The sequence below is a fragment of the Delftia tsuruhatensis NBRC 16741 genome (genome assembly GCF_001571325.1).
GTDB lineage: Bacteria > Pseudomonadota > Gammaproteobacteria > Burkholderiales > Burkholderiaceae_C > Comamonas > Comamonas tsuruhatensis.
Map to the genome: position 1 here is coordinate 78,599 of NZ_BCTO01000021.1, position 14,216 is coordinate 92,814.

A 14,216-nucleotide genomic window follows, 5' to 3' on the forward strand; every position below is an offset into this window, starting at 1 on the left:
TGTTGACCCACGTCAATCGTCCCGAAGAATGCGTTCGCCCTCTTGTTCCACGCTCTCGAATTGCCCTCGATAGACGGCCCACCACAGGGCCGCGAGGATGGCGAGCACAAGCACCACCGACAGCGGGATCAGTAAATAGAGAATGTCCATAGTCAGAACCTCCCCACCGTTGCGGTGGAGCCCGTCGGCATGGTGACGGACGCTGCGGGCGCAGCAGGCGTGCCCGTGTGATTCGTCAAGGCCAGTGGAAGGCTGCGCGCAAGGCGCGCGGCGTTGAGCACCACCAGCAGCGAACTCAGTGCCATTCCCAGGCCGGCCACCCAGGCAGGCATGAAGCCCGCCAGGGCCAGTGGAATCGACACCGCGTTGTAAGCGGCAGCCCAGGCCATGTTCTGGCGCACCACCTGCAGTGTGCGGCGCGACAACAGACATGCCTGGAGCACCAGTTCCAGGCTGTCGCCCAGAACAACGAAATCTGCGCGCGATTGTGCCAGCGGCACTGCTCTACCAAAAGCAAAAGAGACATGCGCTCCAGCTAAAACTGGGCCGTCGTTGAGGCCGTCGCCCACCATGGCCACATGGTGGCCGGCTGCCTGCGCCTGCTGCAGCCGCTCCAGCTTGTCCTGCGGGCTGCAGCCGCCGTGGGCCTGGGTGATGCCCACGCGCGCCGCCATGGCGCGTGCGGCGTCCTCGCGGTCGCCGGACAGCAGCATCACGGCGATGCCCTGCTTCCCGAGCGCCTGCACGACGGCGGCGGCCTCGGGCCGCACGTCCTCGCTGAGTACAAAGCGCGCCAGCGTATGCCAGCCCTGTTCGGTCTGCTCGGCCAGCAACACGCCCTGCACGGGCTGCTCGCCCGCCACGCCCGCATGCAGGGCCGATCCCAGGCGCAGATGGCGGCGTCCTCCCGGGCCCTGCACCCAGGCGTCCAGGCCCAGGCCTGCCACTTCCTGCATGGTGTCCAGCTTCCAGTGCGTCGCGGCATGGGCGCCAGCCTGCGCGATGGCGCGCGAGGCCGGGTGCATGGACTGGCGCGCCAGCAGCGCCGCCAGCGCCAGCACCTCGTCGGCATCCTCGCCGCGCGCAGACTCGAACGAGGACAGCGCCAGGCCGTCGCGTGTGAGCGTGCCGGTCTTGTCGAACACCAGGGTGTCCACGGCGGCCAGCGCTTCCAGGCCCTGCAGGTTGCGCACCAGCACGCCGCTGCGCGCCAGCGTGCCGGCGGCCGTGAGCATGGCCACGGGCGTGGCCAGCGACAGCGCGCAGGGGCAGGTGACGATGAGCACGGCCACGGCCACCATCATGGCCTTGCCGGGATCGGTGGGCCACCACCAGATGGCAGCGCCCAGCGCGGCCAGCAGCACCACGACCAGGAAGGGCCGCGCCACCTTGTCGGCCAGCTGGGCCAGGCGCGGCTTTTGCAGCGAGGCGCTTTCCATGAGACCCACGATCTGGGCAAAGCGCGTGTCGGCCCCCACGCCGTCCACGCGCACATCGACCACGGCGTCCAGGTTGTAGCTGCCGGCCGTGACGCTGTCGCCCTCGGCACGCAGCACGGGCGTGGACTCGCCCGTGAGCAGGGCCTCGTCGGCATGGGTGCGGCCGCGCACGATGGTGCCGTCGGCCGGGAAGGCCTCGCCGCTGAGCACGCGCACCAGGTCGCCGGCACGCAGGCGGCGCGTGGCCACGCGCTCGAAATGGCCGGCCGCGTTCTCGCGCAGCACGGCATCGGGCAGGCGATTCATCACGGCTTCCAGCGCGCCGGCCGTGCGGTCGCGCAGCCGCAGCTCCAGCCAGCGGCCGGACAGCAGGAAGAAGACGAACATGGTCAGCGAGTCGTAGAAGACTTCCTCGCCGAAGGGCCCCGAAGGATCGAAGGTGCCCAGCGAGCTGATCACGAAGGTGATCAGCATGCCCAGCGCCACGGGCAGATCCATGCTCACGCGGCGCTGGCGTATGTCGCGCAGCGCGCTGGAGAAAAAGGGTCCGCAGCAAAACAGCACCACGGGCAGCGAGATGACCCAGGAGGCCCAGCGCAGCAGCGTCTCCATCTCCTGCGACAGGTCGCCGGGGCGGGCCACGTAGGCGGGCCACGCATACATCATCACCTGCATCATGCAAAAGCCGGCCACCAGCCAGCGCCACAGTGCACGGCGGCTTTCGGCCTGGCGGCGCTCGCGCGCAAAGGCATCGCGCGCAGGAAGCGCCTGGTAGCCGGCGCGCCGCACGGCCTCCATCCACTGGGACGGAAGCACCTGCTCGTGGCGCCAGGTGACTCGCGCGCGGCGCGTGGCTGCGCTGACTTCGGCCTTCTCCACCCCGGGCACGGCCCGCAGCGCATCCTCGATGGTCAGCGCGCATGCGGCACAGTGCATGCCCTCCAGAACGACGTGCGAATCCCAAGCAGGGAAATCGGTGGGTTCTTTGGAAGGGTCGGCGGGAGTTGCGGGGCCTGCGGGCCGTCCGAACGAACTCCACTCCTGCGGATCATCCAGCAGTCGGGCCGTGGCCTGCTGCGAGGGCGAGAGACCTGAATCAGGCGCCGCCACCGCCGCCTCGCTGGATGGGGCTGCAATGGTGTGGGGCATGGTTCTTAGCGTAATCGGGGGGCATGATAAGCGTATTGACATTAATCAACCGTTAACTCATGGTTGGGTCTATGCTGACTTCGTCCCACCCATCAGCACACACGAAAGGAGCACGCATGTACAACCGCATCCTGATCGCCACCGACGGTTCCGAGCTTTCCGACAAGGCCGTGGACAGCGGCCTGGGCCTTGCCGCCTTGTGCGGCGCCAGCGTGATCGTCGTCAAGGTGGTCCAGCACTACCCGCGCAGCTACTTCGAAGGCGGCGAAACCGTGGATCTCAAGCAGATCGAACGCATCGAAGGCCAGTGGACGGCCAACGCGCAGACCGTGCTGGATGCCATCCACGCCAAGGGCCAGGCGCTCAAGGTCCACGTGACCACGGAGATCGTCAAGTCCGACCTGGTGGCCGAAAGCGTGATCGACGTGGCCAAGCGCCGCGACTGCGACCTCATCGTCATGGCCTCGCACGGCCGCAAGGGCCTGCAGCGCCTGCTGCTGGGCAGCGAGACGCAGCACGTGCTCACGCACACCCACATTCCCGTGCTGGTACTGCGCTGAAGGGTAGCGGCAGCTTCGGCTTTCGCTGCACAAAAAAAGGCATCGGCGGCGCCGATGCCTTTTGCTTTTTCAATCAGGCCAGGGCGCGACCCGCGCCTTGGCGACCACTCAGGCGAACAACTGCTTGTGCTGGTCGCGCAGGAGATTCTTCTGCACCTTGCCCATGGTGTTGCGCGGCAGCTCCTGCACCACGAAGCAGCGCTTGGGAATCTTGAAATTGGCCAGCTGGCCCTTGAGCGCATCGACCACCGCCTGGGGCTCGAGCGAAGCGCCAGGACGCGGCACCACCACCACCACGCCCACCTCGCCGAAGTCGGGGTGCGGCACGCCGACCAGGGCGCTTTCGGCCACGCCGGGCAGCTCATTGATGAAGCCTTCGATCTCGGCCGGATAGACGTTGTAGCCGCCCGAGATGATCAGGTCCTTGCTGCGGCCCACGATGCTCACATAGCCCCGCTCGTCGAGCTTGCCCACGTCGCCCGTGCGGAACCAGCCATCGGCCGTGAACTCCTCGGCCGTCTTCTCGGGCATGCGCCAGTAGCCCTTGAACACGTTGGGGCCGCGCACCTGGATGTTGCCGATCTCGCCCACGGCCACCGGCTGGCCTGCGTCGTCCACGATGCGCACGCCCACGCCGGGCAGCGCAAAGCCCACGGTGCCGGCGCGGCGCTCGGACTGGCCGCCGTTGCGGTCATCGGCACGGTAGGGGTTGGAGGTCAGCATGATGGTCTCGCTCATGCCGTAGCGCTCCAGGATGACGTGGCCGGTGCGCTCCTGCCAGTCGCGGTGCGTCTCCACCAGCATGGGTGCCGAGCCCGAGATGAACAGCCGCATGTGGGCCGCCGCCTCGCGCGTGAGCCGCGCATCGGCCAGCATGCGCACGTAGAGCGTGGGCACGCCCATGAAGACGGTGGCATCACGCATGCGCGAGATCACCGTGCCGGGTTCGAACCTGGCCAGCCAGATCATGGGACTGCCGTTGAGCAGCGCGCCATGGATGGCCACGAACAGGCCGTGCACATGGAAGATGGGCAGCGCGTGGATGAGCACGTCGCCGTCCTGCCAGCCCCAGTAGTCCTTGAGCGTCTCGGCGTTGGACAGCATGTTGCCGTGCGTGAGCATCGCCCCCTTGCTGCGGCCCGTGGTGCCGCTGGTGTAGAGGATGGCGGCCAGGTCGTCCTCGCCGCGCTCCACCACCTCTTGCTCGTCGCCATGGTGGGCGGCGCGCTCCAGCAGCGTGCCGCTGCGGTCGTCGCCCAGGGTGTAGACATGGGCCACGCCCGAGGTGAAGGCGATCTTGGACACCCAGCCGAAATTGGCCGGCGTGCAGACCACGACGGCGGGCTCGGCATTGCCCACGAAGTACTCGATCTCGGCGGCCTGGTAGGCGGTGTTCAGCGGCAGAAAGACATGGCCGCTGCGCAGCGTGGCCAGGTAGAGCATCAGCGCTTCCACCGATTTGTCCACTTGCACGGCGATGCGGCTGGCGGGCGGCAGCTGCAGCGACTGCAGCAGGTTGGCCATGCGCGCGCTGCCACGGTCCAGGTCGGCCCAGCTGTAGAACAGGCTGGCGCCGTCAGCGCCTATGGCCTCTACGGCCCACTTTTGCAGATCCTGGGGAAAGGCGGCGCGCAAGGCAGCGAACAGATTGCGGTTGGTCATGGCTGTGAAGAAGAAGGAAGAATCCGCTGGGGACCGGGAAATCTCAGGCACGTTCATGGATTGGCGAAGGCGGCGCCACGGACAGCTCGCGCAGGATGCGCTCGCGGTCCGCGTCCAGCGCGGGCGGCTGCCTGCGCACCAGGGGCTGGCCGAGCGAGGACTGCAAGGGATTGCCCGCCACGCGCAGCGTCTGGCCGCTGGGGGTCTGCACCTGGGCCAGCATGCCGCGCTCGCGCACCTGGGGGTGCTCGACGATGTCGGCCACGCTGTTGTACTCCCCCGCCGGGATGCCATTATCAGTGAGCAACCCCAGCCAATGCGCCCTGGGACTGTCCCGCAGGCGCGCCTGCAGCGCGGCCTTGAGCTCGGCCTGGTGCTCGCAGCGCAGGGCATTGCCGGCAAAGCGCGCGTCCTCGGCCAGTTCGGGCAATTGCAGCAGGCCGCAGAGCTTGCGAAACAGCGCATCGCTGCCCACGGCGATGACGAACCAGCCGTCCTGCGCCGCGAACACATCGAAGGGCGCCATGGAGGGATGCCGCGTGCCGATAGGCCCCGGCACGCTGCCCAGCGCGCCCAGGCGGGCCACGGGGTTCTCCAGCAAGGCCACCTGGCAGTCGAGCATGGAGACATCGACGCGCTCGCCCTGCCCCGTGCGCGAGCGGCGCATCAAGGCCGCCTGTGTGCCGATGACCGCGTACAGGCCCGCGCCCAGGTCGCCGATGGACACGCCCACGCGGCAGGGCCCGGCGTCCGGGTGGCCGGTCACGCTCATCATGCCGCTCATGGCCTGCACCACCATGTCGTAGGCGGGAAAGCCGCTGTAGGGCCCCGTCTGGCCAAAGCCAGAGACCGAGGTCATCACCAGCCGGGGATGGCGTGCATGCAGGGTCTCCCAGCCATAGCCGAGCTTGTCCATGGTGCCGGGGCGAAAGTTCTCGACCAGCACATCGGCGCCTTGCAGCAGGCGCTCGAAGACCTCGCGGTCCTGGGGCTGCTTGAGGTCCAGCGCAATCGACTCCTTGTTGCGATTGACCGAGAGGAAATAGGCCGAGCCCCCGTCCACGAACGGTCCGATGCCGCGCGCATCGTCGCCCGTGCCGGGCTGCTCCACCTTGATCACGCGCGCGCCCAGGTCGGCCAGCATCTGCGTGCACATGGGGCCGGCCAGCACGCGCGTGAGGTCGATGACGGTAAGGCCTTCCAGCGGCAGGCCCGTAGCTTGTTCATTCATGGTTTGCTCATTCATATTCACTGCAATCCGGCGCCGGAACGCTGGGTCAGGGCCTTGGACTCCTGCCCTTCCTTCAGGGCCCAGGCACGGAATTCCTCTAGGGATGCCGAGGGCGCGGCCAGATTGCCCTGCTTGGCCAGCCTGGCCTTCACATCGGGGTCTTCCAGCGCCTTGGTGCTGGCATCGAACAGCTTCTTCGCCACGTCCTCGGGCAGACCCGCCGGGGCGAACAGGCCGAACCAGAACGTGTAGTCAAAGCCCGGCACGCCGGACTCCTTCATGCCCGGCAGATCGGGGAACAGCGGCGAGCGTTCGGCCGTGCTCACGGCCAGCATGCGCAGCTTGCCCGCCTGGGCCAGCGGCAGCACCGAGGGCGGCGTGCCGAAGGTCAGGTCCACATCGCCAGCGGCCACGGCCTGTATCGATGGCGCCCCGCCCTTGAACGGCACATGCAGCATGCGCAGGCCGCCGCTGGCACCCGCAAACGACAGCGTGGCCAGGTGCGTGATCACGCCTGCGCCCGAGGAGGAATAGCTGAGCTTGTCGGGCTGGCTGCGCGCCAGCGCCACCAGATCGCCCACGCTCTGGCCCGGAAAATCCTTGCGCACGGCCAGCAGCATGGGGGCCGAACTCCAGCGCGTGATGCCCGTGAAATTGCGCGCGCCCTCATAGCGAGCGCTCTTGTAGAGCAGCTGGTCCGAGCCATAGATGTTGGCGCTGCCCAGCAGCAGCGTGTAGCCGTCGGGCGCTGCACGCGCCACATGCTCGGAAGCCAGCGTGGTGCCGGCGCCCGGGCGGTTGTCCACCAGCAGGGGCTGGCCCAGGATCTTGCCGACCTTGTCGGCCACGATGCGCGCCACCGCGTCGGCACCGCCGCCGGGCGGAAATCCCACGACCAGCGTGACGGGCCGGGCGGGATAGGACTGGGCCATCGCGCCACCGGCCAATCCGGCCAGCAGCAACGACAGTGCAAAACGCTTGAACATGGCTTGTCTCCTGTTTATTGATACCCCCTGAGTCGCTGCGCGCCTTCCCCCAAAGGGGGACGACACCCTCGGTGCGGGAGCGGTCCTTCCTCGGTGTCCCCGAGTTGGGCCGCGCCGGTTCCGTGGGCTGTGGGCGGTAGGCAGCACCACGGGCAATCTGCGTGTATGCGGGAGGATGCGGTTCAGCGCCCCTTGAACTCCGGGCTGCGTTTCTCGCGCCAGGCCCGGCCGCCTTCCTGCAGGTCTTCGGAGGCGATGCTGCGCTGCACCTCGCGCGTGATCTCGGCCACGTCATGGCGGCCGCGCGCAATCAGGTTCAGGTGCTTTTTCATGCCGAACAAAGGGATGGGCGCCATGGCGGCCAGCGTGCCGGTGAGCTGGGCCACGGCCGCGTCGAAGGCGGCGGGTTCGGCCAGATGGGTGAGGAATCCGCAGGCCTTCATCTCCGGGGCCTGGATGCGCTCGCAGGTCAGGAACAGCCGCTTGGCCGTGTCCAGGCCCAGGCGCGAGACATAGCGCTCCAGCCCGCCCGCGTAGAAATGCAGGCCCAGGCGCGCGGCCGGCATGAACATTTCGGCCGCCGTGCTGCCCACGCGAAAGTCGCAGGCCAGGGCCATGTCGGTGGCACCGCCGTAGACGCCGCCGTGGATGGCGGCCACGGTCACGGCGCGGCATTGCTCGATGGCGTCCACCATCTCGCCGAAGCTGCTGCCCTCGGTCTGGCTGCCTTGGATCTCTGATATATCATAGCCACTGCAAAAGTACTTGCCCTCGCTGCGCAGCACCACCACGCGCACATCGTCGCGGCGGTTGATAAGCTCCACATGCGCGACCAGCGTGCCCAGGTCTTCGGGGGCCAGCTTGTTGGCCGCTTCGGGGCGCTGCAGCGTGATGGTGGCCAGGTGATCCTGGATGTCGAGTCTGGGTGTCATATGTATCAGTCAATCAATCAGATATATTTGAATTAGAAAATGCTTCCAGCCAAGCAGCCATTGGAGAAAACCCCGGCCACGTCCAGCCTGCAGGAGCGTATACGGCAATCGCTGGAAGACGAGCTGCGCTCAGGCGCCATGCAGCCCGGCGACGCCATCGACGAACCGGCCCTGTGCGAGCGCTTCGGCGCCTCGCGCACGCCCGTGCGCGAGGCGCTGCTGCTGCTGGTGGCCAAGGGGCTGGTGGAGATCGTTCCGCGCTCGGGCATCTATGTGCGGCGCCTGGATGCGCGCGAGCTGGTGGCCATGATGGAAGGCCTGGCCGAGCTGGAAGGCGTGCTGGCCCGGCTGGCCGCCACGCGCATCCATGCGCAGCTGCGCGAGCGGCTGCAGGCGGCGCTGGCGCACACCGCCGCCTGCGCCCAGGCGCAGGATGCCCAAGGCTATGTGCAGGCCAACATGCAGCTGCACGAACTGATATACGAGGCCAGCGGCAACGACTTCATCGTGGAACAGACCCGGCTGCTGCGGCTGCGCATCACGCCCTACCGGGGCCGGATGTTCGAGAAGCCGGGCCGGCTGGCGCGCTCGCAGCAGGAGCACGTGGCCGTGGTGTCTGCGATCTGCGCGGGCCAGGCGGAGCTGGCCGCCGAGGCCATGCGCCAGCACATCTGCGCAGGCGGCAGCGCCTTCACCGACATGGTGCTGGGCGCGCCCGCAAGCGCAGGCTATGAACGCCCGCGCAAGCCGAGATAGCCCGAAGAGGGCTCAGGGCCGCACTTCGAAGGCCAGGAACTGCGTGACCTGGTTGTCCGCGAAGTTGTTGTCGGCCACCAGCACCAGGGTGCGGTTGCCGTTGGCCAGGCGCGGGCCCCAGGAGATGCCTTCGATGTTGTCCAGCTTGACGCCCTGGTAGGTCACGGGCATCTCCAGCAGCAGCTCGCGCTTCATGGGCTTGTAGCTGGCGCCGACCAGGCTCTTGAAGCTGCGCACATCGGTGGTGTCCGGCTCGATGGTGGCGCGCGTCAGGCGGATGGTGTTGCCTACGCCGTCGGCAAAGGCGCGCTCGATGGCGATGAACTCGTGGTTGGAGACTGCCAGCAGCTCGGGCAGGCCGTTGTCCGGCGGAAAGCTGCCGCTGGCGGCCTTGTCCAGCGGAATCTTCGGCAGCTGGTAGACGTACTGCGCGCCGGACTTGCCCGTGGCCGGATCGAGCTTGAGGACGCGGACCACGCTGCCCGCCGCCAGCGTGGTGAGGGGGCCGTCTTCCACCAGCGCATCCTCGTTGGCCGTGAACACGCTGCCGTCGGGCGTGACGGCCAGGGCCTCGAACAGCTTGTTGTTGCGCCCTCCGCTGGTGGTGTTGTCCACGTAGTTGAAGGCCGCAGGCGTCTCGAAGTCGCGCACGAAGCTGCCGTCCACCCTGATCTCGCGCACAAAGGGCTGGAACAGGCTGGAGGGGTCGGTGCTGAAGTTGCCCTCGCTGGACACGTAGAGGTTGCCGTTGGGTGCCACGCGGATGCCTTCGGGGTCCACGGTGCGGCGTGTGCTGGGCAGCGGCTGGCCGTCGCGGCCCTTGAGCGTGACCATCTTGCGGATGGTCACGGCCTGGATGGCCTTGTCATCGAACTGAATGCCCAGGTTGTAGAAGCGCGGCGTGCCACGCTCGCCGCCGCGCTCATCGGAGATGGCCCAGTAGCTGCCATCGGGCGCGCGGTCCAGGCCGGAGATGCCGCCGAACTCCACGCCGTCGAACAGTGTCTTGGTCTTGATGCTGTAGTCGCCGATCAGCCGCAGCGAGCCGATGGTCTCGGGGCCGTCGTCGCTGCCGCCGCAGCCTGCCAGGCCCGTGGCCGTGCCGAAAGCCAGGACCAGCGCGAGCAGCATGGATGCGGGCGAGCGGACCTTGTCTGCCTTGTTCATATTCCCTCCCAGGATGGATCTCAGAAGGGATGGACCGTAGCCAAGGCCCGTGACAGGGTGGTGACATGCACGCGCATGCCGCCGCCCTGCCCCTGCCCTGACCGGCCCCTCGTCCGCTACTCCAGCTTGGCGCCCGAGGCCTTGACCACCTGGGCCCAGCGCGCGATCTCGCCATGCACCATGGCCGCGAACTGCTGCTGGTTCATGCCGCCGTAGTCGGCGCCGTTGCGCGCCCAGATGGACTTGATCTCTTCGGCCGAGCCTATGCGCTGCACCTGGTCGATGACCTGGGCCTGCACCGCCTGCGGCGTGCCCTTGGGCGCCCACAGGCCGTACCAGGTCGTGACCGTGTAGTCGGGCAGGCCGGACTCGGCCGCGCAGGGCACGTCCGGGAAGGCGGGGTTGCGCTTGTCGCCCGAGACCATCAGCGCACGGATGCGTCCGCTCTTGATGTGCTGGGCCGAGGAGCCCAGGCCGTCGAACATCATGTCCACATTGCCGGCGATCAGGTCCTGCAGCGCCGGGCCTGCGCCCCGATAGGGAATGTGGGTGATGAAGGTATTGGTCTGCAGCTTGAACAGCTCTCCGGCCAGATGGTGCGATGTGCCCGCGCCCGCCGATGCGTAGTTGAGCTTGCCCGGCCGCTTGCGCAGGTCGGCCAGCAGCTCCTGCACGGTCTTGCCCGGCACGTTGCGCGGGTTGACCACCAGCACCTGGGGCACGCTGGCCAGCAGGGCCAGCGCGACGAAGTCGCGCTCCAGGTCATAGTCCAGGCGCGGGTACATGGACGGCGCAATCACATGGTGGGTGCCGCCCATGAAGAAGTTGTAGCCGTCCGGCGCCAGCTTGGCCGCGTAGCTGGCGCCCAGGGTGCCGCCTGCGCCGCCGCGGTTGTCGATCACCAGGGTCTTGCCCGCGCTCTTGGCGAACTGGGCCGAGAACGGGCGGGCAAAGGCATCGGTGCCCCCGCCGGCCGGAAACGGCACGACCAGGTTCACGGGTTTGGACGGCCAGTCCGTCGCGGCGCGGGCTGCCATGGGCAGGGCCAGCGCGGCCATCGAGGCCCCGGCCGCGCGCAACACCGCGCGCCGCCCCGTGGGGTGGGAAGCTTGCATGACTTGTCTCCTTGTCGCCTCTTTGAGGCTGTCTTCGTTGTCAGGCGCAGCAATCCCTGTGCAAGAAAAGGGGCACGGCCTGCGCCGCGCCCCTTTTCATTTGCACAGGGCTTCGATGTCCGAGGACACCGGTATGCGGCCCTGCGCCAGCAGGCCGCGATGCTTGTCCAGGCGCTTGAGGTCGTAGAGATAGTTGACCATCAGGCCCAGCGACTGCTTGAGCCCCTTGGCCGACAGGTCGGCCGCCCAGTTGAGCCGCTCCACGCGCGCGCCGTTGCCCAGGTGAAAGCGCGCCACCGGGTCCAGCGGCCGGCCCTTGGCCGTCTCGCGCCCAAGATAGTGGGCAGCGCAGAACAGCAGGGCGCGGCGCACGGGCGCGTCGGGCTTGAGATCCTGCGGCGCATCCAGCGCCGCCAGCAGGTGCTCGGCGCCCATGCCGCCCGCCTTGAGCTCGAAGGCCTTGCGCTGGCGCTCGTCCATCTTCTCCAGGATGGCGTCGCCGTGCTTGGCGATCCAGGCGCGCAGGCCCGGAATGGGCGACAGCGTGGCGAAATGGCGCAGCCGGGGGAATTCGCCCGTCAGCGTCTCCACCACATGCTTGATCAGCGAGTCGCCGAAGCTCACGCCACGCAGGCCGGTCTGGGTGTTGCTGATGGAGTAGAAGATGGCCGTGGTGGCGCGGCCCAGGTCGGAGGCTGCGGCGGTCTCGTCCAGCAGTGGGGCAATGCTGTCGGACATCTTGTCCACCAGCGCCACCTCCACGAAGATCAGCGGCACGGTGGGCATGCGGGGGTGAAAGAAGCCGTAGCAGCGGCGGTCGCTGTCCAGGCGGTTCTTGAGATCGGCCCAGCTGCGGATGTCGTGCACGGCCTCGTACTGGATGAGCTTTTCGATCAGCGAGGCCGGCGAGTCCCAGCTCAGGCGGCGCAGCTCCAGCAGGGCCACGTCGAACCAGGTGGAAAACAGATGCTCCAGCTCGGCATCCAGCGCGGAAAAGCGCTGCTGCTCCGCCTTGGGCAGTGCCAGCAGTTCGGCACGCAGGTCCACCAGAAAGCCCATGCCGCCCTGGGGCTGTGCAAACCGCTGCAGCAGCCGCGTGCGCGGCGACATCAGCGCGCGGCGCAGATCCATCTCGGCATGGCCGCGCTCGGCGTCGCTGGTGGCCGTGTCATAGCGCTTGCGTGCGGTCATCAAGGCGTCGGTGTCGGGGCCGAACTGCTCGACGATCAGCGCCCAGAAATCCTGGCGCGCCGGCAGTTCGGCCTTGGCATACCAGTCCATCAACTGCTGCGCGTGGCGGCCGCCCTCGACATCGCTGAGCGCTGCGTCGGCGGCCGCCTGCAGGTCTTCCATGAGCTTGCGCAACTCGCGCGGGGACAGCACTTCCTGGCCTCGGCGCAGGGTGGCCTGCAGGCGCTGGGCCGTGCCGCGCAGCGCGGGAGCCTTGGCTGCATCGCCTTCGGCCTTTTTTGCAGGCGCAGCGGCCTCGGTGCTGCGAAAGCGGGACACATTGCGGGCAATCCAGTCGGTAGCCAGACCCATTCAGACACTCCTCCATATCAAGCGGTCACGGGACTGTCATGCCGCCAACGGGCCAATGACAATCCCTTGCTGCTCACATTATGGGAGTCTGTACGCCAGCGCGTGTACGCCGATGTCGCGTTCTTGTCTTCGGGCAATCCCCAGCACGCGCGCGCCACGCCAAAAAGAAAGCGGGCCCAGGGCCCGCTTCGCATTGTGTCCAGCCAGGTTCAGGCCGGCTTGCCCGCATGGGCCGGATAGGCCGGACGCCCCGCCGCCCAGAGCCACATGGCAATGCCGCCGATCACCATGGGCACGCACAGCCACTGGCCCATGCTCATTCCCAGCGACAGCAGGCCCAGGAAGTCGTCAGGCTCGCGGAAGTACTCGGCAATGAAGCGGAAGGCACCATAGCCGGTCAGGAAGACCGCCGCCACCTGGCCCGGCTTGTGCTCCTTGCGTGCATACAGCCACAGCAGCACGAACAGCAGCAGGCCTTCGAGCAGGAACTGGTAGACCTGCGAAGGATGGCGCGGCAGCATGGAGCCGCTTTGCGGGAAGACCATGGCCCAGGGCAGCTCGGGGCTGGCAAAGCGGCCCCACAGTTCGCCATTGATGAAGTTGCCGACACGGCCCGCCGCCAGGCCCGTGGGCACGCAGGGCGCGACGAAGTCGGCCACCTCCAGCCACGAGCGTGCGCGCGAGCGCGCGAACCAGACCATGGAGCCGATGACGCCGATCAGCCCGCCATGAAAGCTCATGCCGCCCTGCCAGACGTAGAAGATCTCCAGCGGATGGCTGAGGTAGTAGCCGGGCTTGTAGAACAGGCAGTAGCCGAGCCGCCCGCCGACGACCACGCCGAGCACGCCCAGGAAAAGAATGTCTTCCACGTCCTTGCGCGTCCAGGCGCGGTCGCCCTGCATGCGCACGAAGGGCGGGTGGCGCAGCCTGCGCGTGCCCAGCCAGAGGAAGAGGCCGAAGGCGGCCAGATAGGTCAGGCCGTACCAGTGCACGGCGAGGGGCCCGATCTGCAGGGCCACGGGATCGATCTGCGGGTACATCAGCATGGTCGGCATTGTGCCGCAGCGCCGCATGGCCGGCGCCGGCCAGGGGTTGGAAAGATGGCGTCCCGCCCGCTCAGCCTTGCGGGCCTTCCTGGATGACCGTGAGCTTGTCCAGGGCAGACAGCAGATGGCGCTGCTCGGTGGCGGTGAGCAATTGCTCCAGTTCGTCTTCCAGCTGCACCACCACGCCTTCGGCCCGCGCCTGCAGTGCGCTGCCGTCGTCCGTCAGGTGCAGCTGCTGCAGCCGGCGGTCGCGCGGATCGGGCTGGCGCCCGATGAGGCCGCGCTGCACCAGGCGCTCGACCACGGGCACCAGGTTGGAGGGCGAGATGTCCAGCGCCTCGCCCAGCTGGCGCAGGTAGATGCCCGGGTTGGCGTGGATGAGCACCAGGATGGAGAACTCGCTGGGCTTGAGGTCCAGTTCGGCCACGCGCCGCGCAAACAGCTTGTGGATGTGGATTTCCGCGCGCGTGAGGCGGTAGCCCAGAAAGCGCTGCAGGCGCGACTGGTCGACGGCGGGTTCGAAGGAGCTGTCCATGGACACGGATCCGGAAGAGGAAGAAGGCGCAACGAAGCAAGGCCGCACCGGCGCCTGCGGTTCTGCAGGGCCGGTGCGGCGTTCCATCATAAAAGC

13 protein-coding genes are annotated in these 14,216 nt (G+C 67.9%); 2 read left to right on the top strand and 11 right to left on the bottom strand.

Annotated elements, in window-relative coordinates; genetic code table 11:
• Nucleotides 1-12: 12 nt before the first annotated feature.
• Nucleotides 13-150 (bottom strand): cbb3-type cytochrome oxidase assembly protein CcoS, encoded by a 138-nt coding sequence (gene ccoS / locus DTS01S_RS09830; RefSeq protein WP_013803228.1) that lies wholly within the window; start codon nt 148-150, stop codon nt 13-15.
• A 2-nt stretch (nt 151-152) separates the two neighbouring features.
• Nucleotides 153-2,588, bottom strand: coding sequence for a heavy metal translocating P-type ATPase (locus tag DTS01S_RS09835; RefSeq protein ID WP_061287662.1), 2,436 nt, complete (start codon nt 2,586-2,588; stop codon nt 153-155).
• Nucleotides 2,589-2,704: 116 nt separating this feature from the next.
• Here DTS01S_RS09835 and DTS01S_RS09840 point away from each other — a divergent pair, with 116 nt between their 5' ends.
• Nucleotides 2,705-3,148: a universal stress protein gene (locus DTS01S_RS09840; protein ID WP_016445196.1), complete on the top strand. Its 444-nt coding sequence runs from the start codon at nt 2,705-2,707 to the stop codon at nt 3,146-3,148.
• Between the two features lie 108 nt (nt 3,149-3,256).
• Here DTS01S_RS09840 and DTS01S_RS09845 read toward each other — a convergent pair whose 3' ends face one another.
• The 4 genes from DTS01S_RS09845 to DTS01S_RS09860 form a co-directional block, all read right to left on the bottom strand.
• The gene (locus DTS01S_RS09845) at nt 3,257-4,810 is read right to left on the bottom strand and encodes a malonate--CoA ligase (protein WP_061287663.1); all 1,554 of its coding nucleotides are present in this window, start codon (nt 4,808-4,810) and stop codon (nt 3,257-3,259) included.
• Nucleotides 4,811-4,853: 43 nt separating this feature from the next.
• On the bottom strand, nt 4,854-6,041 hold the full coding sequence (locus tag DTS01S_RS09850) for a CaiB/BaiF CoA transferase family protein (protein WP_061287683.1): 1,188 nt from the start codon (nt 6,039-6,041) through the stop codon (nt 4,854-4,856).
• A 17-nt stretch (nt 6,042-6,058) separates the two neighbouring features.
• Nucleotides 6,059-7,027, bottom strand: coding sequence for a Bug family tripartite tricarboxylate transporter substrate binding protein (locus DTS01S_RS09855; protein ID WP_016453082.1), 969 nt, complete (start codon nt 7,025-7,027; stop codon nt 6,059-6,061).
• Nucleotides 7,028-7,209: 182 nt separating this feature from the next.
• Entirely contained in the window at nt 7,210-7,959 is a 750-nt protein-coding gene (locus DTS01S_RS09860; RefSeq protein WP_017405751.1) for an enoyl-CoA hydratase/isomerase family protein, read from the bottom strand.
• 39 nt (nt 7,960-7,998) lie between these two features.
• Between DTS01S_RS09860 and DTS01S_RS09865 the strand changes: the two genes are divergently transcribed.
• Entirely contained in the window at nt 7,999-8,715 is a 717-nt protein-coding gene (locus tag DTS01S_RS09865) for a GntR family transcriptional regulator (protein WP_026062479.1), read from the top strand.
• Nucleotides 8,716-8,727: 12 nt separating this feature from the next.
• On the opposite strand, the gene DTS01S_RS09870 is transcribed toward DTS01S_RS09865, so the two are convergent.
• From DTS01S_RS09870 to DTS01S_RS09890, 5 genes are all read right to left on the bottom strand, one after another.
• Nucleotides 8,728-9,882, bottom strand: coding sequence for an esterase-like activity of phytase family protein (locus tag DTS01S_RS09870; RefSeq protein ID WP_017405753.1), 1,155 nt, complete (start codon nt 9,880-9,882; stop codon nt 8,728-8,730).
• Between the two features lie 116 nt (nt 9,883-9,998).
• A complete protein-coding gene (locus DTS01S_RS09875) occupies nt 9,999-10,997 on the bottom strand; it encodes a Bug family tripartite tricarboxylate transporter substrate binding protein (RefSeq protein WP_026062480.1) in 999 nt (332 codons plus the stop codon).
• 96 nt (nt 10,998-11,093) lie between these two features.
• Nucleotides 11,094-12,539, bottom strand: a complete 1,446-nt coding sequence (locus tag DTS01S_RS09880; RefSeq protein ID WP_061287664.1) for a malonyl-CoA decarboxylase — start codon at nt 12,537-12,539, stop codon at nt 11,094-11,096.
• A gap of 209 nt (nt 12,540-12,748) precedes the next feature.
• Nucleotides 12,749-13,594 carry a prolipoprotein diacylglyceryl transferase gene (gene lgt, locus DTS01S_RS09885; protein ID WP_223275185.1) on the bottom strand — a complete coding sequence of 282 codons (846 nt, stop codon included), beginning with the start codon at nt 13,592-13,594 and terminating at the stop codon, nt 12,749-12,751.
• A 61-nt stretch (nt 13,595-13,655) separates the two neighbouring features.
• Complete coding sequence (locus DTS01S_RS09890) at nt 13,656-14,120, bottom strand: MarR family winged helix-turn-helix transcriptional regulator (protein ID WP_017405757.1); 465 nt, start codon at nt 14,118-14,120, stop codon at nt 13,656-13,658.
• Between the last annotated feature and the right edge of the window lie 96 nt (nt 14,121-14,216).